The 23,363-nt window shown below is 42.8% G+C and carries 21 protein-coding genes; 4 read left to right on the forward strand and 17 right to left on the reverse strand.

Going from position 1 to position 23,363, the window contains the following annotated elements; all coding sequences use genetic code 11:
- Nucleotides 1-11 precede the first annotated feature (11 nt).
- The 5 genes from AB4Z50_RS13525 to AB4Z50_RS13545 form a co-directional block, all read right to left on the reverse strand.
- A complete protein-coding gene (locus AB4Z50_RS13525) occupies nucleotides 12-2,174 on the reverse strand; it encodes an alginate lyase family protein (protein ID WP_441879552.1) in 2,163 nt (720 codons plus the stop codon).
- Complete coding sequence (locus tag AB4Z50_RS13530) at nucleotides 2,161-3,288, reverse strand: glycoside hydrolase family 88 protein (RefSeq protein ID WP_441879554.1); 1,128 nt, start codon at nucleotides 3,286-3,288, stop codon at nucleotides 2,161-2,163. The genes AB4Z50_RS13525 and AB4Z50_RS13530 overlap by 14 nt, the downstream gene beginning before the upstream one ends.
- Before the next feature lie 865 nt (nucleotides 3,289-4,153).
- Nucleotides 4,154-5,386, reverse strand: a complete 1,233-nt coding sequence (locus tag AB4Z50_RS13535; RefSeq protein ID WP_441879556.1) for a M48 family metalloprotease — start codon at nucleotides 5,384-5,386, stop codon at nucleotides 4,154-4,156.
- Nucleotides 5,347-6,222, reverse strand: coding sequence for a hypothetical protein (locus tag AB4Z50_RS13540; protein ID WP_441879558.1), 876 nt, complete (start codon nucleotides 6,220-6,222; stop codon nucleotides 5,347-5,349). The genes AB4Z50_RS13535 and AB4Z50_RS13540 overlap by 40 nt, the downstream gene beginning before the upstream one ends.
- Before the next feature lie 30 nt (nucleotides 6,223-6,252).
- The gene (locus AB4Z50_RS13545; RefSeq protein ID WP_441879560.1) at nucleotides 6,253-6,987 is read right to left on the reverse strand and encodes a hypothetical protein; all 735 of its coding nucleotides are present in this window, start codon (nucleotides 6,985-6,987) and stop codon (nucleotides 6,253-6,255) included.
- Between the two features lie 75 nt (nucleotides 6,988-7,062).
- Here AB4Z50_RS13545 and AB4Z50_RS13550 point away from each other — a divergent pair, with 75 nt between their 5' ends.
- The 3 genes from AB4Z50_RS13550 to AB4Z50_RS13560 all read left to right on the forward strand — a co-directional run bounded on the left by AB4Z50_RS13550 (nucleotide 7,063) and on the right by AB4Z50_RS13560 (nucleotide 8,155).
- The gene (locus AB4Z50_RS13550) at nucleotides 7,063-7,371 is read left to right on the forward strand and encodes a DUF4372 domain-containing protein (RefSeq protein ID WP_441879768.1); all 309 of its coding nucleotides are present in this window, start codon (nucleotides 7,063-7,065) and stop codon (nucleotides 7,369-7,371) included.
- A gap of 173 nt (nucleotides 7,372-7,544) precedes the next feature.
- Nucleotides 7,545-7,682, forward strand: coding sequence for a hypothetical protein (locus AB4Z50_RS13555; RefSeq protein ID WP_441879562.1), 138 nt, complete (start codon nucleotides 7,545-7,547; stop codon nucleotides 7,680-7,682).
- Nucleotides 7,670-8,155 (forward strand): transposase, encoded by a 486-nt coding sequence (locus AB4Z50_RS13560; protein ID WP_441879771.1) that lies wholly within the window; start codon nucleotides 7,670-7,672, stop codon nucleotides 8,153-8,155. Before AB4Z50_RS13555 ends, AB4Z50_RS13560 begins: the two co-directional genes overlap by 13 nt.
- A 568-nt stretch (nucleotides 8,156-8,723) precedes the next feature.
- Here AB4Z50_RS13560 and AB4Z50_RS13565 read toward each other — a convergent pair.
- The 5 genes from AB4Z50_RS13565 to AB4Z50_RS13585 form a co-directional block, all read right to left on the reverse strand.
- Complete coding sequence (locus AB4Z50_RS13565; RefSeq protein WP_441879564.1) at nucleotides 8,724-9,098, reverse strand: hypothetical protein; 375 nt, start codon at nucleotides 9,096-9,098, stop codon at nucleotides 8,724-8,726.
- Nucleotides 9,099-9,237: 139 nt separating this feature from the next.
- Nucleotides 9,238-10,863: a hypothetical protein gene (locus AB4Z50_RS13570; RefSeq protein ID WP_441879566.1), complete on the reverse strand. Its 1,626-nt coding sequence runs from the start codon at nucleotides 10,861-10,863 to the stop codon at nucleotides 9,238-9,240.
- Nucleotides 10,864-11,009: 146 nt separating this feature from the next.
- Nucleotides 11,010-12,656 carry a hypothetical protein gene (locus AB4Z50_RS13575; RefSeq protein ID WP_441879568.1) on the reverse strand — a complete coding sequence of 549 codons (1,647 nt, stop codon included), beginning with the start codon at nucleotides 12,654-12,656 and terminating at the stop codon, nucleotides 11,010-11,012.
- Nucleotides 12,657-12,717: 61 nt separating this feature from the next.
- Complete coding sequence (locus AB4Z50_RS13580; protein ID WP_441879570.1) at nucleotides 12,718-13,899, reverse strand: hypothetical protein; 1,182 nt, start codon at nucleotides 13,897-13,899, stop codon at nucleotides 12,718-12,720.
- 53 nt (nucleotides 13,900-13,952) lie between these two features.
- Nucleotides 13,953-14,378: a hypothetical protein gene (locus tag AB4Z50_RS13585; protein ID WP_441879572.1), complete on the reverse strand. Its 426-nt coding sequence runs from the start codon at nucleotides 14,376-14,378 to the stop codon at nucleotides 13,953-13,955.
- Between the two features lie 579 nt (nucleotides 14,379-14,957).
- On the opposite strand from AB4Z50_RS13585, the gene AB4Z50_RS13590 reads away from it, so the two are divergent.
- A complete protein-coding gene (locus AB4Z50_RS13590; RefSeq protein WP_441879574.1) occupies nucleotides 14,958-15,362 on the forward strand; it encodes a JAB domain-containing protein in 405 nt (134 codons plus the stop codon).
- Nucleotides 15,363-15,591: 229 nt separating this feature from the next.
- Here AB4Z50_RS13590 and AB4Z50_RS13595 read toward each other — a convergent pair whose 3' ends face one another.
- Genes AB4Z50_RS13595 through AB4Z50_RS13625 form a run of 7 tightly spaced genes read right to left on the reverse strand, consistent with a single transcriptional unit; the run spans nucleotide 15,592 to nucleotide 23,268 of the window.
- A complete protein-coding gene (locus AB4Z50_RS13595) occupies nucleotides 15,592-17,010 on the reverse strand; it encodes a sulfatase-like hydrolase/transferase (RefSeq protein WP_441879576.1) in 1,419 nt (472 codons plus the stop codon).
- Nucleotides 16,991-17,905 carry a helix-turn-helix domain-containing protein gene (locus tag AB4Z50_RS13600; RefSeq protein ID WP_441879578.1) on the reverse strand — a complete coding sequence of 305 codons (915 nt, stop codon included), beginning with the start codon at nucleotides 17,903-17,905 and terminating at the stop codon, nucleotides 16,991-16,993. Before AB4Z50_RS13600 ends, AB4Z50_RS13595 begins: the two co-directional genes overlap by 20 nt.
- 57 nt (nucleotides 17,906-17,962) lie before the next feature.
- Nucleotides 17,963-19,399, reverse strand: a complete 1,437-nt coding sequence (locus AB4Z50_RS13605) for a sulfatase family protein (RefSeq protein WP_441879580.1) — start codon at nucleotides 19,397-19,399, stop codon at nucleotides 17,963-17,965.
- Between the two features lie 52 nt (nucleotides 19,400-19,451).
- Nucleotides 19,452-20,003, reverse strand: coding sequence for an adenylyl-sulfate kinase (gene cysC, locus AB4Z50_RS13610; RefSeq protein WP_441879582.1), 552 nt, complete (start codon nucleotides 20,001-20,003; stop codon nucleotides 19,452-19,454).
- 31 nt (nucleotides 20,004-20,034) lie between these two features.
- Entirely contained in the window at nucleotides 20,035-21,039 is a 1,005-nt protein-coding gene (locus tag AB4Z50_RS13615; protein WP_441879584.1) for a Gfo/Idh/MocA family protein, read from the reverse strand.
- Entirely contained in the window at nucleotides 21,036-22,430 is a 1,395-nt protein-coding gene (locus AB4Z50_RS13620) for a sulfatase family protein (RefSeq protein ID WP_441879586.1), read from the reverse strand. The genes AB4Z50_RS13615 and AB4Z50_RS13620 overlap by 4 nt, the downstream gene beginning before the upstream one ends.
- A gap of 34 nt (nucleotides 22,431-22,464) precedes the next feature.
- Nucleotides 22,465-23,268 carry a sugar phosphate isomerase/epimerase family protein gene (locus tag AB4Z50_RS13625; RefSeq protein WP_441879588.1) on the reverse strand — a complete coding sequence of 268 codons (804 nt, stop codon included), beginning with the start codon at nucleotides 23,266-23,268 and terminating at the stop codon, nucleotides 22,465-22,467.
- Between the last annotated feature and the right edge of the window lie 95 nt (nucleotides 23,269-23,363).

Raw genomic sequence — 23,363 nt, forward strand, 5'->3', positions numbered from 1 at the left:
CGTTTTAGGCTTTATTTTATAACGGTAATCTCCTTGACCTTATCTTTCAAGGATATTAACACCACTTCGCCAAAAATCTGTGTGCCGTCAACCATGTATGAATCAATATGAGAGGATGGAGCCCTATGGCATACAACAATGATATATTGCTCTGTTGAATGCGGAATCACAATCCGGCATGCTTCTACGCTGTTGTCCTCTGCCAACTCACCAGTATATAGGTAGACTGGAACTTTTTCAACGATAGGAATGCTTGTTTCTCCCACGCGTAAAGGGTAAAGCACCTGCATCATCGATGTTGTACCTGAACCAGTTCTCTCGTAGGTCACATATTGGTTAGGCTCCACTAGATTATATTCATAAGAAATAACACCCTCACTCTGCTCAGCCTTAAGTCCAGCAGCCTGGATCGGAATAATACAAAGATTTGCATCATTCTCATTTGTCGTACGACAAATACCCGTCTCCTGCGATAAGCTCAGTTGTCCAGGAGCAAAATGAAAAAACTGCTTAAACGTATGTTCATTCTGGCTTTTAAAGCAATCCACCACAAGCCAAAAATACGGTTTTACAAAGATGATGCTCCTGCTTGGGTAGACTGGATCATCCAAATGAATGTATCCATCGTGGCTCCCGCTAACGTAATCAAAATTCAGCTCCGAAATCCACTCCGTGCCTGTTCTTGAAGCTATTCGCCCAAATTTCCATGTATCTATAACTTCCGTAAATTCAGTATCATCAACTACCGTTGTATTATGGGAGCTGCAATGTTTAAGCTGCTTCCGCAGCGGCGTATGATCAGAGTAGTTATATCTTCCCAGATCCGTAAGCAGATCCTTGCCGTACGCATGAATATCGATATGAAGCATATCGGCGTGCCCATGTCCTCCTCCAAGAGGACCACAGCGGAAATAGAGATACAACGCTTGTTCTTCCCAGCCAGAGCGCATTACATAATGCCCTGAGTGTTCAAATGCATAAGATTGCTGCGGCGGTATTTGAACGGGGCAATCTTCATAATAGCCAATACCTTCAGGCCCGAAGTTCCAAGCTTGATCAAAATCGACCTTCTCCCATCCAGCAAACCGAAACATGGGGTCTTTGAAAATAATCGCAGCAGCCGTCATAACTGACCGAATATCATTATTATCGCTATCACCAAGCATCACCTGTCTATGATCCGGTCTTGCCCAGTAGAGAGAGGCAGCAGCCATGCTCTTTACCGAACGAGTAAAACTAGCTTCCATGGTCAATTTATTTTTTTGAGCCAGAGTCATCATGTCTAGGAAGCAGTTCAGCACCTCATGATGATATGTGGGGGACTGCTCCCAGTGAATACCGTCCTTCATCACTTGCAGTCGTGACGTTTCTCTCAGCCTCTCACCCGTTAGCTGCTGCCAGTGAAGTGTTCGCTTAAATTCTGGAACGAATACGGACATTTGAAATAATCCACTCGTTTCAATRACTCCCCAGTTGCTAATATTACTCCAGCCTGTGAATGATGAAGCTAAATAATCTGCATGCTCATGGAGGGAGACTAACATCTTTGCAAATAGACGCGGCGTCATAACTTGGCTTTCGATTAAATAAGGCAGTGCCTTGATCCAGTTGCTGCAGCGTAGTCCCGCCTCAATAGAGCGCCAAGTTAACGTATTCCTAGTCTGCGCAGAAGGAACGGGATTTCGATCAATCCAATCCTCTAATTGTAGACAGAAGGTGCTCGCGTATTTCTCATCTCCAGTAAGCTGATAGGCTTGTCCAAGTGCAACCCAGTATCGGTGTCGATTAAGCATGTAGGCCCATTCCACATCACTATCTTGAATGTGATTCCAATCGATTAGCCGCTCAAAGCCTACAGGAACACGGGTACGTTCCATATCCCACTGAAAGCGGAATAGGAAGGTTTGCGATACGACCTCATCAGCTGTTTGCAGCACTTCCTGCACTTCTTCTGAACAATGTACATGCACATAGTCGCAAACCTGTTGTATTTCTTTCTTTTGCAAATACATCCTAGGAGAAGTTCGCTCTATAAAATATTGCTTTAGCACTGCAAATGCATCATTAAGCTGATTTTGAAGGCTGGCCTTCTTTACCACTTCTAACCCTTCATACTCTAGGTTTAATAGGTCAAATAGGCGCTCTTCATACTGAGCTTGGTTATTTGCCTTCATACCAATAACCCCCGATACCCTTCTCAAGCCTCATTAGCGCTTCCAGATAGTAATAATCTCCCCAGATCATATAGTCATCTGGCGACAATCCTCCGTGCACATAATATGATCCATGCTTAAGCAGTCCCTCTGCGTCTTTTTCCCCAATCGTCGCGTATTTCTGAACGAGTGAGGTCATTGATTTCTCAAGATGCTCTTGGAAATAAAGACGTTCAGGGTCTTGCTGCTCCATGAGGGATAGGAGCTCTAATAATCCCGCAGCTACAATCGCAGAGGCCGAGCTGTCTCTGTAAGTATCTCTCTCAATGGGAGCATTGAAGTCCCAGTAGGCTACATGGTCGTCTGGCAAATGCTCAAGGAAATAACGGGCAAGTCGCTTTGAAGCTTCGAGGAACTTTTTATCCTTCGTGTAGCGATATGAGAGTGCGAATCCATATACCCCCCACGCTTGTCCCCTTGTCCAAGTTGAACCATTCGTATACCCTTGATGCGTCGCCCCTCCGATCGGTTCACCCGTTTCTGGCTGAAAGAAGAACGTATGATAGGAGCTGTCATCCCCTCTTACTAGGTAACGCCTTGATTTTTCTGCTTGTATACGAGCTGCTTCCATATAGGATGGATTTCCTGTCTGTTCGCTCGCCCAATACAAGAGTGGAAGGTTTAACAGACAATCGATGATGATTCGGCCGCCCTCTTTAGCATCTCCCTTTTGTCCCCAAGCTTGAATATAGCCGCCAGGTTCACACCACCGGTTCATTAGCAAATCAGCTGCTTGCAGCGTTAATTGTCGGGCTGCTTCATCCTTCTCCACGATCCATTGTGCTTTGGAAGACAGTGAGTATAAAAAACCGATATCATGATGATCGAGCACAACGTGATCCTTCAAACGTTGATGAAAACTTGTAACCGTCTGATCCGCCGCATTCCGAAACCGTTCGTCTTGTGTATATTCGTAGCATAACCACAGCATCCCGCTCCAAAAGCCATTGGTCCAATCATTATTTTCATTCAATTCATAGGTTCCATTGCTGCTGACATGAGGGAATTTCCCCTCAAATCTTTCTATATTTTTTAGCGTCTTTGCAATAGCATCATCAATAGCCGTTTTCCACACGATGCAAGGCCCCCTTCATTCAACCATTTATTAGTTACGCTCAATCATAACGAAAGAATGATTGTCTAATGAGAATGAATTTTTGCAGGAATGTGCATTATTTTGACTTTTTTTAAGAACTTCGTACGATCCATGATTAAAATACAAAAAGAAGTTTCCCACGCCTCGTTTATGACGTTGGAAACCTCTTTTTCGACCTTCAATACTCGTCTTGCAAGTGTATTGTTTATGCTTTCAGGCTCATCAAAAACTAATAGTCACGAAAACTTGTCACAGAACTAAAAAAACACTGGATTTTTAATAATCAAAAAAGCCCCCGCCGACTTCCGTTCATTCAACGGTCAGCCATGCCGGAGCTATGTTATAAGAATAATTTTTCAATTTTTTCTAAAAATGACGCTTGCTCTTTCAATTGTCTTTACAAGAAGCGATTTTAAATAAAATTCCATCACAAGACCCACTGCTGTCACAGATGTTCCACGTCTTCACCGCAGGATTTTAAGTCTTGAAACAGTCTTTTGAACCTTTTCTCAAAACCACGGAATTCTCGAACAGGAATCTTTTAACCATGCGGGTTAAAGGGTACTCTTTATGTTCCTCTCCTTCTAAGTCCGAGAAGAGTCGAATGGATTTATGTTAGCAAAAATGTTAGCAAAATCAAGGGCAGAAATTCTACGTTTCTGCCCTTTGGTATTAAAGTAGACCTCATCGCTGCCAGTGGGACGATGGGGTCAATTGAATTAAAAGAATAGTCGGGGAAAGGGACAGGGCTTTCAAAGATTTTAAGTTTTTATGTCCGAGCGCTCTACGGCACTCAGAATTAATGTGACCAGCAGTTGAAGCATAGAGATGCGAAGTTAATTAATCAGGAATCAATTATTATTACTATACAGGACATGCAAATTAAAGATATCATTAATAATCTTAACAACTGCCTTTGCTTTGAATTAGAATTAAGAATTCGGTAGTTTCTGAAAAACTTATAACAGTTCCACATTAAGTACACGCTAGCCATCAGAAGAACTCCCCAAATTGCTGCCCTGTGCTCATTGTGTGAAAATAATCTGAGCCAACTCTCGCCCAAAGATTCAAATACTTTTTGAAACAGTACTGGAGAGTAAGTAAAGATTAAATTCACAAATACAAGCGCAACCGTTAAAAACACAATCCCTTTTAAAAATAAAACATACCGATATACTTTCCAATCTTTTTTAATAAACTTATGAAAATGATATTTCTCCAGTATACTCCTTCTAGTTTGTGGGTCTAAATGACGCACATATATTAAATTGGAATATTTCTCCTTTGTAGAACTGGACTGATTCAAATGACGGTCAATAAGATGTATTATATTTTTTCTACCTGTCATATCAATCGAAAACTTGTCCGCCATATTTTCGTCAATTAAAACGCAAAAAAAATGATAGAATTGTTTGAGAACTCCTTGAATGGCCATCAAGCAAAGTATAAATAAATTCGTAAATTCTCCAGCTAAGAATATTCTGGATAATATAAACCGTTGACTAACCCTAATCCTGAACTTATCTAATTTCATTATTAGTTCATTGATTAGAAACCTTGCTTCATTGTCTATTATATGAATCGGCCAATGTATTACATGATATGTCTCATGATAAAGAGCAGCGAGCAAATCATTTTCCGGGATTTCCAAGAGCCCTTGATGAATAACAATGTAGCCTTGATGAGCATTTCCACTCGAAATTGCATTAATAGATTGTTTTGGACGTACAAAAACATAAACTGCTTGTTTAATTTTTAATCTATTAAATAGCATAGAGAGTTTTTCCCAAAGCGCTAGATTAACTTCTTCTAATGGAATATCATTATTTTCTACAAGTAGCTCCGTCTTACTCCGTCTTAACATTCTCCTCCCTAGTACTCCGATAACAACAGCAACACTAATCAATTGAATGTATATATACGGGATATGATTATATACAAATACAATTGGAAGAATCAGTACAACTTGAAGTAACATGCTTACAATAAAACAAATACAGATAAAATATGTAGCTACAAACCCTACATAAATCTTACTTATGACCATCCACCAACTTTGCTGTCTCTCATCAACCATTCAGACACAGTAGATTCATTTTCAAGTTGATTGTATAAATCATCATATTTTGCAAAAATGATATCTAAATGAATGTCACTTGAGACATTGGCACTACTACTTGTAACAATAATGCCTCTCACTTTTGCTTTTGATCCAATGCTTTTCAGATATCGTTCGTAGAGTTTTATTTTAGAAAACATGTTCCCAAGATAGTCGTTTTCCTTGTCTTCTACAAATGAAGGCTGGATGTCTATGAGGACATATTCGTTAAGTGAAAAATGAACAATAGCTCCAAAACTCTGAGTTTTGCCCTTTTTCTTGTCCAGAAGAATCTGATTTCTACTAAACGTATCAGAATTTGCAAATAGACGCACTTCTAATAGATCGAAAATGGTATTCTCTATCTCGATTAGGAAATGAGCATTAGACTCTTCAATTAAATTACTTGAATTGTCCGCATGTCCAATTTCCGTTTCGTGTAACATTATCTTTCTTTCAGCCTCCTCTTGAATCTCTGTGGGTGTCATTGCTTGTACAACAAATTGACTGTTTGTTGCTTTTCCTGACATAAGACGCTCAACCATCTGGATAATATGAAGCAAATATTGCTTATCTGATACCAGAGGAGCGATGATTAGCATTACCAGTACATTTGTGACCCAATAATTACAAAGGAATGCAAGTCCACAAAGCATAAGAACTCCAAATACCCTTAGTGGAATTACACCAAATTTATCTTTATTCAATTGTTTGATTAAAAACCACAAAGCAATCAGACCACCAGCTAGTAGATAAACCATTCCAATAAGCTCAGAAAGTGTAGCATTATAAAGTATGTGCATTGTGCTGAACATCTCTTTTCTAGGAATTTTTCCATCTCTCGCTTAACATAAATGTTGTTTTTTAATTGGGAATGCACTTGATTGTACATTCATCTCTTTAAGCAAGTCTCCTGAGAAACCATTGTGTATTTCACCAAGCTTAATATTGTTATCCTCGCCATAGATTATTAATCTCTTATCTTTATTTATCAATAAATTTAATGTTGCGTCCGACTCCGAATCATAAATATCTTCGAACTTAAAATCAAAACTACGTAAAAAATAAAATAGAACCATAGCATATGTCTTATAATTATATTCATCAATTGAATCAAAAAACGGAGGCAAAAGAATGATTTCATCATCAGTGTAAATACTACTTGTTCTGTTTTTCAAAAGTGTGCGTAAATAGAAAATTTCCGCAATACTTAGTCTAAATTGAACTGGATGCAATTTAATTCCATAGTAAGGCTCAAAATATTTGTTTAATCTGTGCTCGACCGCCTTGTTATCACCTATACAACATATAATTCCGATATCGCCCGTTTGTACCGCTATTTGCGAATGAAAAATATCATCCGAATAAAAAAAATCCAGTCGTGTATCATTACTAATATCATAATGAATATTAAAAACAAACAGTGAGGAATATTTCTCATCTAGTTTAACAGGCATTTTTATACTCTGCATCACTAGCGTTGCATAAATGTTAACTGAATTTTCAATGTTTTCTGGAATTAATCTATATAGAAATAAAAAAGATCCTTTATAATGATATGGCAGGTAGTTCCCGTCCATAATCCATTAAAAAGGACCAATCGCATGGATAAGGATACCCTATTTTCTTCATTAGGTAAATAGATTTCGCCCATTATTACGAAATCCTTCAAAAATTCCGTCGCCGAAAGCGGCCAAGACAAGTACGTCAAAAAACTAACGACCATTTCACACTGCAAGCTTTTCCTGCATGCTCAGTTGCAGAACCGTGAAAGTCTACGAGACATGGCCGATGATGTTTGTAACCATGAATTCCAGCGAGAACTTGGATTTTCGTCAATCTCCGCAGCTGAGCTTTGTCGCAAACATAACCAAGTCGATTCTGATCTACTTCAGCACGTATTTGAGCGGTTGGCTGGGAAGGTCTTGACTCTCAGCACTTCTCCAGCTAAACGTACCCGATGAAAGTGATCGACTCGACCACCGTTTCACTGTGTTTACAGCAATTCAAATGGGCAACCTTCCGCAAGACTAAAGCCGGCATCAAGATTCATTTGTGACTGGCTTTTGTAGATGCAGACGACGTTGTACCGGAGCGAGCGACGATTACAGAAGCCAAGAAAAATGACCGAACCCAAATGGACTCGCTCATTCAAGAGGAAGGGATTACCTACGTCTTTGACCGCGTTTATGTGGATTATGGCGCTTTTGACTCTTACTCTGAACGTTTCACTTCGTCACTCGACTTAAGAACAACGCGGTTATTGAACCTTTAGAGAGCTTTGAGGTCCGAGCAGGCAGCAAAGTAACCATGGACGAAAAGGTACGTATCGGCTCTCCTCAGAAGCGTACCAAACACGCGTTTCGCATGGTAGAAACTGCAGACTCTGAAGGAAACCTTCTCATTCTCGTGACGAATCGGTTTGATCTGACTTGTGACGAAATCTCAGATATGTACCGTAGTCGCTGGGCGATCGAGACGTTTTTCAAATGGATGAAACAGCATCTACGACTCAAACGCTTCTATGGAACAAGTGAGCAAGCCGTTCGTAACAAAGTGTGGATCGCGCTCATTGCCTTTTGTTTGCTTGTGCTAACTAAGCGTGAAAGTGAGGTCACACACTCGCTCCTGCAACTCAGTCGCTGGCTCAAAGCACTGTTATGGAAACCGTACGAGCAATGGTTGAAGCGCATGAGACGACCACCCAGCAGGAAGTCGGCAGGACGAAGACGTAAAGATAGCTCGTAGAAATGTAAGCGAAGAGTAGACAGACGACACTTAGCCTAACATACATAAATTACCAAATTGACGAAACTACCTTTAACGGCTAATCGATCTTTTGGATTTAAAACGGAAAAATTGATTTCTGAATATTCTAACTACATGTTTTTGAAGGTTTATGCAACACTAGTGATTTGAACTACTTCTTAGATCAAACTATATAACTAAAAATGGTTATCATGAATCATCTCAAATCGATTTAAGGATTATACATGTATATAACACCATATACTGGAAGATCAATTGTGATATTAAGTCTATTTTTCATTGGTGCTCTAGCTCATTTTTAACTCTGGATATAAAAGAGAACGCGAGTTTCATTCGACGTTCTCTTCATATTCAAATACATAAAACCAGTCAATACGAAATGAGTTCGACATGTTTACAAATTCGATGTTTCAAATCCATATACAATACCACAAAATATACTCAAATTCATTCTTAATAACATTTTATAAACACCATGGTTTGTTGTTTCCCAGCCACCATTTGAGAAACACCTTCGTCTCCTCCGGATGCTTTGTACCCTTGTAGATCATACTAAGGTTGCTTTGTCACCATGCGGTCCAGCTAACGGCTCAAGTACACCGATTTTGTCAGCAAGATCTGGAAATTGACCAAGAAGTTCTGCAGAATGAAAATATACCGCTGCTCGCCCAGTTCCGAAATCCTTAAGTGCACTGTCATTATTAAAACCAATCATAGCTGGATTTATGGAACCGTCATTAGCGACATCATATAAGAACTTCATTGTCTCGACATTCCGTTCATTCATGACGTCTATTTCCTTGTCACTTGTAAACAATCCCCCGCCATTATTCAGCATCATGGTAAACATCGCATGATATCCCAGAGGATCATTTCCCGGAAGAGCCAAGCCGTAATTTCCATTTGAGGTAAGCTTCTTCAATTTTGCAAATGCCGTAAACTCTGAAAAGTGTTGAAGACACCGAATTTTTACGTATCGATGAATAGTAATCCTATACCCTCTTCACATATCCCGATTAAGGGAAGCATAAAAACTAAACTGCTGACAACAACATTCATTGTTACAATTCAACTCTTGCAGGTAATCCATGAATAAATTTTGCCCACTCCTCCTCAAACATTCCAATCACACTAACGCCAGAATCATATACTGGAATCGGCGTAAATCCTAATTGCTTTCCTCCTATAGCATCTATACAACTTCTTAATATCATCTGTCTTTCTAAGGTCGCTACGTTTGCACCGTAGAATTCTATTAAAGGTATCCAATCGTAGAACGCCCTGCATCGATCGAATGTAAATATATCTGTAAACATTTTTCTCTTTTTTGCAGTATAACTATACCGTCTGTGATTAAACATTTGAGGATGATAAGGTAAACCCAACTGATTTAAAGCTATTTCTGTTAAAATATCCGGAAAAATAATGTCACAGAACAACCTTTTCTTTTCGATTTCATCCATAATTTTATATGTTTCTTTTACAGACTTTAATAATGTTGGTGAATATATCTCAGTATCCCCTCTACTAAACCCCGAACGCAAAAGAGCTGATACTCTTACAGCTTCGGACCTATTACACCTTCCCCCAGCTTCTTTAGCTCTATATACATTGTCCCAGTACTTAGATAACTTCAAATCCGAGCTGTTTATTCTTTCAACAAATCCAACTTGCGGATAATCTTCATATATCATATATTCATCTCTATATTCTTGACTGATAAACTTATTGTAGGCTGCTTCGTCATTATTAAATAACTTTTCAAACAGAACCCTTTCATTTGATACTCTATAATCTGGAGACACCACATTTGCATAAAAAATAGGGTACACTGAACAGAACGAAGAATACGCTCCTTCAAAATTATCTGCTATTTTGGAAGCTAATGCTGCCTTATTCCCAGTACCATAATACTGCCCTACTCCGTCACCAAACCACGTAATTAAATCACCATTATTATCAATAGCACCATGTACATTGCCTTCAAGATATCTTTGATCCACAAAGAAGTCAGCTAAAAAATCGATTCCTTCGTCTGTTTTATCTGGAACTGATGAATTTGTAATCAAAACACCTAACTCAGAAAGAATTTGATTATCAAAGATAGTGTGTATTGTTGAAAATGGTTTTTTCTCCTTAGAAAACAAGGGAGCAGTAAAATCTAAATATATTATATCGAAAGACATAGGATATATTTTAAAAAAGGTTTCTATGCTGCCATGAAAAACCTTTAATATTGGATAGTTGTTACGTATGTTTTCAATTGCTGTATTAAAATATCCTTTATCTGCTTCTATGGCCCAGATATTTTCTATTCGTACACCAAGTCGTAATAATATATGCAAATCATTCTCTGGCTCTGGCCCACATAAATAGACGACTTTTAAATCACTAGCCTTTTTAAATCCATAGGTATTATTTGCGAAATCGCACCATGAATTTAATATTGAAACATCTGGTTGATAAGTTAAAAAATAGTTCTTTGTGTACTTACATTTATAAAAAATATAATTCCATAAGTTTCTGATGTACTCTTCTTTAAGAACTCTATTATTGCTTCTATTACTAGTCAATGAATATACAGCATGCTCCCATATCATTTCCCGAGATCGCTCTTTTATATCTTGCTTATAAGTTTCCACAAATACCACCTTATCAGTATTAATGTTAGGCTGATTGCCTTTCATATTGTATGACGTTTACCATGTTCTTTGATGAAATACAGTATTCATTTATTAGCGTTATACAGTTCAGTTCATTGAGCTCAACTGCCGTTTATCAAGAGTTACGGAGTTCATTCTCACTGAGACCTGAAGTCATAATCGACTGGATACTATGGTTCTAAGTAGAAGTAATTTAAACACTCAGCCTGTACTTCATATCCTTCCAAATTAAATTTGGCGCATGCACCCATTAACTCGTAATCTACTTCTGTTTCAAATGATTGGATCTTGTTGATTAATTCGTCAAGATGTAACTTTCCGTCGTAGGAATAGAGAGTAATTAGCTGAAGCATCATATAAACCGTAATTAAATGTTTATTTCCCAAATGTAGCTGAACTCTCTTATCCAGCATTAGATAATGAATTTGTACACGATCTGATAACTCAGTAATCCGTTTGTCATTGTCAAAGACGTAGTCGATATTATTCTTGTTGATTAGAAATTGTTCGTGAACTGGCAACTGATTTTTGTACACTTTATTGAATATGCGTTGTGTGTTTAAGTAATCTTCAGTTGGGTTAAAGACATTCTCTTGCCACTTACACTCGATTATCAAAAGAATGTTTTTATCTATATCATAGATTGCTAAATCAATCTCACTCCCTTTAATACCTTGCTGATATGCAATTTTTTGATAATCTTTTTCCATCTGCACTACAATATTAGAACATTTACCAGCTTTATCTGCTACCCAACTAACAATTGTATGTGCAACTGTATTCGTTCTATTGGTAATATCTATTGCCTTGTAGTAATGTCCATTAGGGATATTTAAGTGCCAATCATTTAATATAAAGGAACTGGGTATGAAGTAAATATAATCCTGATGAAATATTAAAGGAAACTCTTGAAAAGTACCTTCCCTATCTATTGGAAAAGTAAAATACAGAAAGTACTTTTTAAGCTGCTCTATTGGAATTCTTATCGCTCTATACGCCATATCAATTAACTGATCTTTGTTATATGAAAAAACTAATGAATCCGCTGATTCATTGTATCCTGGTACAACAGCTAATTTACAAAAAATTTTGAATTGGCTTAAAGAATACAAAAGCCCTACAAGCTTACGAAAATTAGACATCTGTTCAATCGAATCACTAATAATATTTCCACCGAGTTTTTCAAAGTCTCTATCGACTCTTGAAATGCAAAGATCAATATACTCCCTATCTTCACACCTCTCTATTTTTTTCAGCTGCTTATGATTCCGAGAAGCTAGATAATTAATAACACGAACAGATGCCTCAGACTCTTTTTTCATTGCCACTTCATCATGAATTCCTCTATAGTAAATGGAAGCATCAAGCATCGAATTCATTATAGATGGTTTAATCACTTTAACCTTATTACCAATCATCTCCACCTTATACTGTCCATAAGAATTCATGTCATTAATTTTTAATTTACACTCATAGTCGTCCCATACAGATTTAATTTGGGGATACAACTTTTTAAATTTATCATACTCATCTTTATCAAACAGATAAGTCGTGCCGCAACTTCCTTGCTTAAACATCTCTCTTACAAACCAGCTAATCGCATATCTCTCTTTTTCAATCCAACTAATTTTCCCCTCACGTTCTAGCTCTATGCAACGTTCTTCTAGCTTTAGGAGAGGATAAATAAGTAAATAGCCTAAGTTATTCTTATATTTTTTGAAATATGAATTAATGAACGAATTGATTCGTTCATTAATCTCAACTATTAATTTTTGGCGAAATACGTATTCTTCTTGACGCAGGTTTATTGTTGTCATTAATTGCAACCTCTTACTAAGATAGGATAGGAACTCATTTGAAAATTATCAATGAGATCGATTAATTCAAAGTCATTGAAGTTGAACTTTGAAAATGTTTTATAATAATTGTAAAAAGGCCACTTCCGAATAAAATACTCACTACGATTAAATAGCTATTCAAGAAAATCAAAGACTGTGAAAATGATGTTCGTTTATTAATCCAACTAAGGAATTTTGATACAGAATTCTTTGCATCCTTACCTTTATTCAGAAAAAAATGTGTAGTATGAAATACTTCAAAAGTAAGGAGGAGCAAAGATAAAAAAGCAAGAAACCACAACGATAGCGCTTGTCCTAAAAGAAAGGCTACATCCATCGAATTCTTAACAATCAACTCAATTATACGCGGTACAATGCCTTGCATTCCATTCTGTATTATTTGCTCTTTAACCGATTCAATTTGCCCAGAACTGTAAATGGGGAACTTTGTTATGATCATAGCCCCCATAGCTCCTACCCAACTAAATATAGGAGTCCAAAGTGCTCTTTTATATTTTGAATCTAAATTGTCGAATACATTTTTCTTTTTCAGGGTGTACACTCGATATATGGCTTTAAGTGCCATTACTACAAAAATTGAAATTCCTGACCAGAAGATAAGAGATTGATGACTTAAATAGATCACCATTGTAATGACGCTCAGAACCACTGCTATTCCAATAAAAACTCGGGGATCTGAGGATTGCTCTCTCTTCTGTACTTGAGAAACTACAATCACTTTCTCACTTTTTTTGAAATCCGATGGTATATTTAAAAAATATTCACGTAAATCATGATTAAATACTTGGTTCAACGCTTTTGCAATTTTACTATTATGGAAAATTTCAAATCGGCAGCCATTCCGTTGGCATAACGCTTGACATCGCAATACTTCACGTGACTGAGGTTCTATACTTACAAATGCTATACAAAGTGCGCCTTCAGCTCTGTGCTCTTCAAGTAGATGCTCAACACTTTTTTTTACATCCTCAAACATTTTCCCGGATTTGGAATCAGTAGTCACTTGAACATAAATAAGATTACCTTCATCAGACTCCTTCCAAATATCAGGTGTACCCTTCCTAGTTTTGTAAGTACCCTCAACAGCTCCACTATAAATGAGCCCTTCCCATTCATGATTCATTCTTGGAAGAAGTTCAAATGCAAGTCGCTGTAGCTCTCCCCCACTTAAGCTCTTTAACATGTATTCTGTATCTTTCAAATTCTCTACCACCTCTTTTAAAGTTAAATGAAGTCAAATGCTCAAAGCGGTAATCAGAAATCAAGTATTTTTGTATATGCTAACTTTCCCTTTATATAATACTCCATGTATACTTTTCTCTTCGCGGCAGAAATTTCATAATATACGCCTAATTCGTATCTACAAACATGTTCAGGAAGGCTCGTACCGTCAAATGACCAAACATCATCAAAATTATCTTTAGTTAAAGCAATTAACCTATTCTTATCCTTACTTTTTGCTGATTCTCTATTCACCGATTTTTTCATTTCTAAAGCAATCAAGTTATCTTGGTTAATGTTCTCGCCTCTACTATGAATTATTAGGTCGCAATTAATAGGTATTGTTTCAATGTTCTCATTTATGATAGTCTTCACTTTTCCATTGTTTCTGTTATATTCGACATCTACATAGTATTTTGAAAAAGCAGTTCCCTTTAGCTCATCTTGAAGATAACTCATTAATGATCCACATAAGGTTCGTTCTGCTACACCACTAGTTATTAATTTATCTTGCTCAGGGAGAAACCTTGTATTGGCTTTCTCGAAAAGAGTGATTAATTTCTTAATAATCTCACCTCAATGAAAATGTAATAAATAACAGGTTTTTTAGGTGTAATCATTCAAAAGTTCTTTCTATCTCATGCCCCTTCCTTTCTGAATCCCACTCAAATATTCATACCATTCTTGATAAAATCAAGTGTGGAATAGTTCTATAGGATAGGTTGGGGCAGCACCTCTGATATGTTGCCATTACCTAATTTTCTCTCAAAACTATTCACAAAATAACCGCATACTTTCCTTATGAGCCCAATATACCATTTCTTGTCGAATTTGTTTGTCGAAATATGTTGTGTTTCTCAAATTATCTAATATCATTCAGCAATGCGCGTCAAAAAATGGGCTTTTCCGTAACAAAAATATTAATATTTTTATATTTGATAGGTAGTCCTCGCGAGAGGCGCTACATGCATCGAAAAGCCGTACACCTTCAACGTGTACGGCCTTTTTGTATCCATCAGAATTAACGGAGGAAAACACATGAACACTTATCCACCGACAGAAATCAAACGCCTTAACTCAGAGTCCTTGAGAGAAAATCAGAACAGCTACGTGATTCAAGAATTGTTTCAAACAACAACAGAGCTTTTGGAAGCAAGCGAGCAACAGTTAACCATGATCAAAGGAATTGGATTAGGAAAAGCTCGACAGATTACAGCTTTGCTTCAACTAGCTAAAGCGCTGATTATCCCCTCGCACGACCAAGTTGCAATTCAACGTCCCAAAGATGTATACGACCTGCTCGCTCCCGACTTGAGACATGCTCCCAAAGAACATTTTACATGTCTATTTCTGAATACAAAGAATCGTGTGATCCATAACCAGCTAACGCTCTTCAAGAAGCTAGTTGAACATGATGCTGAGCGTGTCGGAAAACTCGAATAGAAGTAATAAAAGAAGTGGCGTTAGCAAAATGTTAGCAAAACCTCTCCAAGAACGAAAAAAGGTTTCAGCTCATATGAGCTGAAACCCTTGATTTCATTATGCCGAGGACGGGAATCGAACCCGTACGATGGTCACCCACCGCACAATTTTAACTCCTATACGCCTTAAATAACATCGTATCAATCATATCGTTACCAAATCGTGATGCACAAGAATTCAGCAATCCTTTTCATATCCCACCCAGCTTCCCACCTTGCAACAGCTGACGTTTCGTCCATTCATTGGCGACGATCGCATCACCGTCCACGGAAAGCTGCTCAAATAGCCGTCTCCTAAGCACGGCAAGCAACTCTGCGTGCTCTAACTTCCCACTCACATTAACCAGTTCGCCAGGATCATTAACCATGTCATACAGCTCGTCGACGTCTGTTAAATTCCAAACGTACTTCCATTCTGCCGTGCGGATCATCCGCTGCGTGTAAAGCCCGAACTGTTGGCCGTTATAAGTGGATACAACGGCATCCCGCCAATCGGCAGGCTCCTCCCCAGCCAGTAGAGGACTAAGTGAGCGCCCCTGCAAATCCCCAGGATCACAAGTTTGCAGATTGAGAAGCTCCAAAAGCGTCGGCGGCAAATCTAGAAAATTGTAAACAAATCGGTCACATCGTCCGCCCACTTCTACGTCCCCGACGACGCCCGGCATCCGAATGATTAGCGGCACCCGAACAACATCGTCATACATGATGTAGTGCTTATCCATCATACCGTGGGAACCGCACATATCACCGTGATCTGCAGTAAGGATCACAATGGTGTTATCCGCCATACCTAACCGATCCAGCGTCCCCAACACTTGTCCAATTGCATCGTCAAGCTGACTAATGATGGCGTAATAACGGGCAACAATCGGCGCCCAGTCCTGCCAATCATAATCGGCAACGCCCCAGCTCTCCAGCTGCTGGCGCTGAATGTATGGCTTTCCGGCAAAGGTATCGCGGAAGCCTGCCCACTCCGGGATGTCCGCAGCAGCATACATCGCTGCAAAAGGAAGCGAAGGTCGGCAGGGCAAGTGGGGATCGCTGAAGTGCAGCGCCATATGCCAAGGTCGATCTTCGCCTTGCAGCCGCTCCAGCGTCTCACTTGCACGCGCGGCAAGCCAATGCGTCTCTGCGTCCTCTAGCGGGAGCGGACTCTCTTCGCCGAAGAAGCCATTCTCGTATCGGACGTCCGGATGCTTTTGCGAGATAAAGTCATGATATTCAGCTTCGCTGACGTATGAATCGAAACCATAAGCCGCAGGCCCGTGCACCGGATTGACTCCCCATTTGCCCAAATATGCGGTTGCATAACCGCTCTCCGCAAGTGCTCTCGTCCATGTATAGGCTTCCGGCGGCAGTGCAGCCACAGGCAGCGCCCCGCTGTAATTCCATAAGGCACCGAATGTTTCCGGCCTCCTGCCACGGAGGAGTGACTGCCTCGCCGGTGCACATACCGGCAGTACGGAATAAGCGTGGGAGAAGGAGACTCCCTGTTCAGACAGACGGTCAATGTGCGGTGTACGAACGGGATATTTACCGCTGAAGCCCACGCAATCCTCTCGCAATTGGTCTGCTGTAATCAGCAGTACGTTAGGCCTCCGCTCTTTCATCGAGTGTGGTATGCCCGCTCAGCTCCTTTCCTTCCCGTAGCCCCTGTGTACCGGTCCGATATTCGCGCGGCGAGCAGCCGGCATAACGAACGAACAGTCGGCTAAAGAACGATGGATCGTCGTAGCCGACCATGGTCGCGATGTAGATGACCTTCTGGTCGGATTCCAGCAGCATCCGCTTCGCCCGTTCAATACGAATTTCGTGCAACAGGTCGAAAACACTTTTCCCGAACTCCTCGCGCACCAACCGGTTCAGCTGCCTTGTGCTGACATTGAACAGGCCGGACAACGCTTGAAGTGTAATTTTTTTGTCAAAATGGCGTTCGAGATAGCCGGAAATCCGTCTAGCCATCATTACTCGTTCCGATTGGCGCGGTGATTTATGAATACGATGGCTTTGCATATAGGCGTAATAGCGAGACAGCAGAACGAGCAGCTCCACCATCTGCAGGCGAATCAACGTCGTGTGCCCGGGGCCTCGGCTGTTGAGCTCACGGATCATATTCTCCAGCAGCGCCAGCACGGACGACGCCTCCTGCCCGTTCAAATTCAGATAATGGTTGAAACGGACATCCTGCTTCAGGAAGGGATGCACGTAAAAGTAGTCCATCGATGCCGTTATTTCCAGCTCTTGAAGCAGCGCATCGGGAATAAAGGACGGCATAAACAAACAGTTGATGATTTCCATACTCCCGCCACTCTCTACTGAATAAGCATGCGTCTCGCCGGGATTGATAATAAACACATCGCCCGCATGAATATTGTAATGGTTGCCTTGGAAGATATGGACGCCCTGTCCATGCACCACAAAGACGAGCTCAATGAACTCGTGACCGTGTTCAGAGACAGAAGCTTGCACCATACGATTGATCCAGAACGGGAATTCATCTTTCATGTAACTATTGCTTCCCAGTATATGCCCCATCCTTCATCCCCTCGGTTCGTAATCGGATCAACATCCGATGGTCTGTTCATGCCGCCCGTCTGTCGCCTGATCGAATCGTTCACGGCGCGGATCCTGAAACCATTCGTCCCACGTCATCTCTGACTCCGCCAAAATCTGCTCAATGCGTCTGCGGAACGGAAGTCCCGCCTCGCGAAGCTGCCGATCCTTCGGATCTTCGCGTCCCCCCAGCTTCGCCTCCACCCAACTATCCAGCTGCCGTTCCAGCTGATCGGCGAGCTCTGGCTCCCGCTCCGCGAGATTTACCGTCTCTTCTGGATCGGCATCCAGATCATACAGCTCTCTAGGCGGTCTAGTAAAAGGCCCCGCGTCGTACGTGCGAATAAACTTGTAGCGCTCCGTCCGTATGCCGCGTGCCGCTTGCCATGCGCATTCACTAAGGTAGACAACATCGTGCGTTCCGTCAGCCAAGTTGAGAATAGAAGGCCATAAGCTTCGGCCGTCCATGCCTGGTGGGTCTGCAACCTTCATAAGCTCGATACCTTCTGGCTTCTCGCTGCGTATCGCTTCCAGTATTGTCGGCATGAGGTCAACCTGCTGCACGAGACCTTGCACCCTGCGCCCCTCTGGGATACGACCCGGCCATCGCATAATAATCGGTACATGGACAGTCGGCTCGTATAAGCCGCAGTGATCCCAGTAGATGTCATGCTCCGTCAGACTTTCACCATGATCTCCGAATAGAATGAGCAGCGTATCCTCTTTGATACCTAACTTCTCCAGATGAGCGTCGAGTTCCTTCAAACGATCATCAAGATAGCGGATTTCTGCATCATATAGCGCGTCGTAGTAAGCGCTGTCGGTCACTGGGCCAACGAGATCGTAATGGTGGTGCTTAAAGAAAGGATAGGCGGGATGATTGTAAGCCGGTTCCATGCTTCGGTTGTTCGGATCATACGGATCTCGCCCCGCTTCATAAAAGTCTGGAATATAGGATTCCGGCGGCAAATAAGGCGTATGAGCATCCCAGTAATGAAGGAACAAAAAGAACGATTCATCCTTATGCTCCGCCAGCCATGGCATAGCCAAATCGTTGACCGTTCGGCCGTCGATCCAGCGATTGCCGCCAACGCTGTTCGTATAGTAGCGATAGCCGCGGGCAAACCATTCCTTAAGCTGGTACAAATTGTCCACCGCCGATGTCGTGAAGCCCGCGCCGCGCAGCAGGTTTGGCAGCCACGGTGTCGATTTGGGCAGATGCGTCAGCTCTGAGCCATGGGAGACAATCCCTGTCGTGAGCCCTACTTTGCCTGTAAAAATGCCGGTATGCGCCACTTCGGTTGGAATGTCTGCGGCATAAGCTCGCTCGAACAGCACACCTTGCTCGGCAATCTGGTCCAAATATGGGCTTGTCGGCTTCGAATAGCCGTACCCGCTCAGCCTTGATGCACGAAGCGTATCCAGCGATATCAGTATGATCTTCATTGTATGTCTCCTTCGAGTAGTCCGGTATTCCGGTCCTTATTCACCTCTTGGGTTATGCTCGCTGCGCCGCATGCTTGAACCTCATATTGGCATGCAGCCAGCCCATTACGGCTTCGCCGTTATTCTGCAATGAAGCAGAAGCCGTGTCGATTATGATGTCGGGCGAGTGCGGTACCTCGAATGGATCGGAAACGCCTGTAAAATGGTGCAGTTCCCCGTTTCTCACTTTAGCATACAAGCCCTTCACATCACGGCGCTCGCATTCCCCGAGCGGGCACTGCACATAAACTTCCACAAATCCGGGCAGCTGCGAACGGGCATAGTCCCGCATCTCCTCATAAGGGGTGATGGCAGAGACGAGCACATCTACGCTATTGCGAGAGAGAAGCTTAGCGACGTAGACGATCCGTTTTATATTTTCCAATCGATCCTCCCGTGAGAATCCAAGTCCTTTGCAAATCGTTTCTCTAAGCTCATCGCCATCGAGCAGCTCTACGTGCCGTCCTTCCCGCAGCAGCTCTGCCGCTATATGCCTGGCCGTCGTTGTCTTGCCTGCTCCCGACAAGCCCATGAACCATATAACCGAGCCATGTTGTTTATCCATGTTGTCCTCTCCTCTCGCCAAGTTCGGTCGCTTATCCGATTGCAGGTATGTCAATGGGCATCCCGCCGGACTGATGCGAACGAATTGCGGCTTCAATAACTTCCTGTGCGGCAAGCGCATCCGCTCCTGACGCCTCGATCTTCTCCGGCGCATCGCCTGCTTTGACCTGCTCGATGAATCGATTGATCCGATGGGTAAACGTATCATTGAAGCCCTGCATCCCGCCAAACAGCGAGTTGCGTACAACGAGCAGCTCGTCGGAGTGATGCGGATAATATGTCATGCTTTCATACACGTTATCGATAACAAACCGGCCTTCATTACCTGCGACTTCGCAATATTCAATGGGATGCCGCATCGACATGTCGTAGCTGCCGGTCAAGTGGCCAACCGCGCCGGATGCAAACGTCACATTGACGGATGCGGTCGACCAGCTCTGCCGTCCCGGCGCCTTGGTCATGAACGCTTGAACCCGCTTAATATCACCGGCAAAATACCGCATGACATCGATGGAGTGGGGATGCAGAGCACGCATGTGCAGCCATTCCGTATCCTCCTGCGGGTTCTGAATCGTTAGCCGCATATTGACAAAGAGAAGAGAGCCTAGCTTGCCAGCTTCAATCAGCTCTTTCGCTTTGTAAGCAGCCGGCGTAAATCGATGATTCAAATTACAAGCGAGCCGGACGCCCCTTTCCCGGGCGGCAGCAACCAGCGTCCTCGCTTCCTCGATCCGATTAGAAATCGGCTTTTCTACATGGACGTCCTTGCCAGCATCGATCGCAATCATCGCGGGTTCAAAATGATGACTGCCCTTCTCAACCCCCGCCGTCGCTACGACGACTAGATCGATCTGTTCTTTAGCCAGCAGCTCTCTCAGATCGGTATACGCAGGAACGCCATGTTCAAGACCAGCTGCCTCCGCGCGTTCTGGCATCAGATCACAGACAGCCGCAAGCTCCGTATCTGGATGCTGCCGATAAGCACGGCAATGGATTTTCCCAATATGATTGACACCAACGACAGCAACCCGAATCATTTGGATGCCGCCTCCTCCTTGGATTGAAGGGAGCGCGCGCCAATAATATTGCCGATATGCAGTGACTCGTATGCCTGCTCGGACGAGGTGAACGTCTGGCCTTTGCCATGCCAGTTCAAATTCGTATAGATCGGATTCGTACGACCCGTCTGCTCTTCACGTTTTGCAATATGATCCTCCATCCGCTTCGTAAGCAGTGCAACGACTTCCGGCTGCAGCTCCGCCACATTGTTGTTTTCTTCTGGATCTTGGATCAGATTGTACAGCTCTACCTCCGGCTTAAAATGGAAGTCCGGCTCAAGCGAGCGGATCAGCTTCCATTCCGGTGTGCGCCAGCCGTGCTTGCGCATCCACGTGCATTCCGTCAGATACAGCTCGCTTATCCGCTCTGAATCTTCGCTCGCAACCGGCTCAAGCAGGCTGCGGCCGTCGAAGGAAATGCCGCTGTCGATGCCAATCAATTGCAGCAGCGTTGGCATAATATCCGAGATGACCGACACATCCTGAGCCCGTTTTCCCGCAGGCAAACGTCCCGGAAACTTAATAATAAGCGGCACAACAAGCGTACAGTCATAGAGGCCGTGATGATCAAAATAACAGTCGTGTTCATACAGCGTCTCGCCGTGATCCGACGTGATAACGACAAGTGTCTCTTCCTCTAAGCCCAGTGCGTTCAGCTTCTCGAAGATGCCTTGGATACAAGCATCCATATAAGCGATTGCGCCATCATATTGCGCGCCAACATAAGCTTCATCAGTGACGCCTTCCGGAATCCATGACTTCAAGAAGTCGGCGAACGGCTTGAAATTATAAACCGGCTCCATGGAGTCGTTAGCTGGGTCCTTCTCGTCCTTGCCGTAGAACATCCGCTCGAACGGCGCAGGCGGCAAATAAGGTGAATGCGGATCCATATGCCGCATGAACAGCAGGAACGGCTTATCCTCTGCCGCCAGCCGCTCCAGCTCTGGAATAGCGACATCGTTTAGATTTTGCGCCTTAGGCGTACGCCCCGACTCGTCAGGCACCCAAGATTCATAATCAAGATATGTTTGGAAACCGCGCGATGATGGATTGCCCGTGAAGCCGACACATGACGTGTTATAGCCGTTCTCCGCAAGCAGCTCAGGCAGCGTCTTAACGTGACTGCCAAGCGGTCCTTCGTGGCGCAGCGCCACAACGTCGGTTCCGAACACATCCATTCCAGTCAGCATCGATGCATAAGCCGGCGTTGTCGGAATGCCCGGGCTGAAATGGTTCTCATATAGAACGCCCTCGGCAGCAATTTTGTCCAGATGCGGAGTAGTCAGCCTCGAATAACCATACGCACTCATATGATCCCGACGAAGGCTATCTATGCCGAACAGTAGAATATTTGGTTTCTTATTAGTCATTTTGAAATCCTCCTTTTGGATGAAAATAATGCTTTTATCGTGCGTTCAGCTGTTTAAGAACCGCATTTAGATAGCCGTACGACTCAGCGGCTACGATGGATACCTGCGCAAGCGTATGCTCAGGTGAAGCACCAATGACCTCAACGACGACCGGTCCGTCGTAACCTCCATCCACCATCGCTTTGCAGTAGCCATATAGATCGATGTCACCCCGTCCGCACGCCTGAAGCATGATCGGTCCAGGTCCCTGCTCCCGTCCTTTGCAGTCACGGATATGAACATGCTTTACGCGACTAAGCACAGCGGGCAGCGCCTTCTCCGCATTTTCGCCGGCACGGTGGATATGGCTTGGGTCCATGTCGATGCCGAACGCCGGGGAGATGATTGACTCCATCGCCCGCAGCGTAGTCGGCGTATTGTGAATGGCATTGCCGACGTGAGCTTTGACGCAGAGCGTGATGCCAAACGAAGCCGCTCTCTCTGCCATCCGCGCAAGCATCTCGATAGATGCCTGCAGGTCTTCTTCCACTCCCAGCTTTCCGCCAGGACCAACGTTTACGATTGGAATACCAATTTCAGCGGCAGCTTCGAACGCTGGGAGCAGCCGCTCCTCATTGAGCGTTGCCACCTCAGTCGACAGAAACGTTAGGCCGTTTTCCTGCACAATCGCCTGCAGCTCGCTCTTCTGYTGCTTCCAGCGGCTGAGATCCAGATGCTCGCACATGCCTTGAATAGCGGCAATCTCTACACCATCGTAGCCGCAGGCCGCAATATGCTTCGCCGCTTCAGCGAAGTCGAACTCTTTGAACAGTACGGAATTGACACCTAGTTTAATCATGTATGAGCCCTCCTGAATAATGGATTAGTAAAACATGTATTAGTTCATTTTCCTGCAATACCTACATAGAAATCACAGGCAACAAAATAGCAATT

The sequence above is a fragment of the Paenibacillus sp. 2TAB26 genome, from assembly GCF_052115145.1.
GTDB lineage: Bacteria > Bacillota > Bacilli > Paenibacillales > Paenibacillaceae > Pristimantibacillus.

What these genes read in the sequence shown, in the direction of transcription:
- AB4Z50_RS13605 (WP_441879580.1), bottom strand. Translation starts at nt 19,399, where the DNA reads ATGAAGATCATACTGATATCGCTGGATACGCTTCGTGCATCAAGGCTG.
- AB4Z50_RS13595 (WP_441879576.1), bottom strand. Translation starts at nt 17,010, where the DNA reads ATGAAAGAGCGGAGGCCTAACGTACTGCTGATTACAGCAGACCAATTG.
- cysC (WP_441879582.1), bottom strand. Translation starts at nt 20,003, where the DNA reads ATGGATAAACAACATGGCTCGGTTATATGGTTCATGGGCTTGTCGGGA.
- AB4Z50_RS13540 (WP_441879558.1), bottom strand. Translation starts at nt 6,222, where the DNA reads ATGTTCAGCACAATGCACATACTTTATAATGCTACACTTTCTGAGCTT.
- AB4Z50_RS13555 (WP_441879562.1), top strand. Translation starts at nt 7,545, where the DNA reads ATGGACTCGCTCATTCAAGAGGAAGGGATTACCTACGTCTTTGACCGC.
- AB4Z50_RS13535 (WP_441879556.1), bottom strand. Translation starts at nt 5,386, where the DNA reads ATGGTTGATGAGAGACAGCAAAGTTGGTGGATGGTCATAAGTAAGATT.
- AB4Z50_RS13575 (WP_441879568.1), bottom strand. Translation starts at nt 12,656, where the DNA reads ATGACAACAATAAACCTGCGTCAAGAAGAATACGTATTTCGCCAAAAA.
- AB4Z50_RS13570 (WP_441879566.1), bottom strand. Translation starts at nt 10,863, where the DNA reads ATGAAAGGCAATCAGCCTAACATTAATACTGATAAGGTGGTATTTGTG.
- AB4Z50_RS13590 (WP_441879574.1), top strand. Translation starts at nt 14,958, where the DNA reads ATGAACACTTATCCACCGACAGAAATCAAACGCCTTAACTCAGAGTCC.
- AB4Z50_RS13620 (WP_441879586.1), bottom strand. Translation starts at nt 22,430, where the DNA reads ATGACTAATAAGAAACCAAATATTCTACTGTTCGGCATAGATAGCCTT.
- AB4Z50_RS13545 (WP_441879560.1), bottom strand. Translation starts at nt 6,987, where the DNA reads ATGGACGGGAACTACCTGCCATATCATTATAAAGGATCTTTTTTATTT.
- AB4Z50_RS13600 (WP_441879578.1), bottom strand. Translation starts at nt 17,905, where the DNA reads ATGAAAGATGAATTCCCGTTCTGGATCAATCGTATGGTGCAAGCTTCT.
- AB4Z50_RS13615 (WP_441879584.1), bottom strand. Translation starts at nt 21,039, where the DNA reads ATGATTCGGGTTGCTGTCGTTGGTGTCAATCATATTGGGAAAATCCAT.
- AB4Z50_RS13585 (WP_441879572.1), bottom strand. Translation starts at nt 14,378, where the DNA reads ATGAGTTATCTTCAAGATGAGCTAAAGGGAACTGCTTTTTCAAAATAC.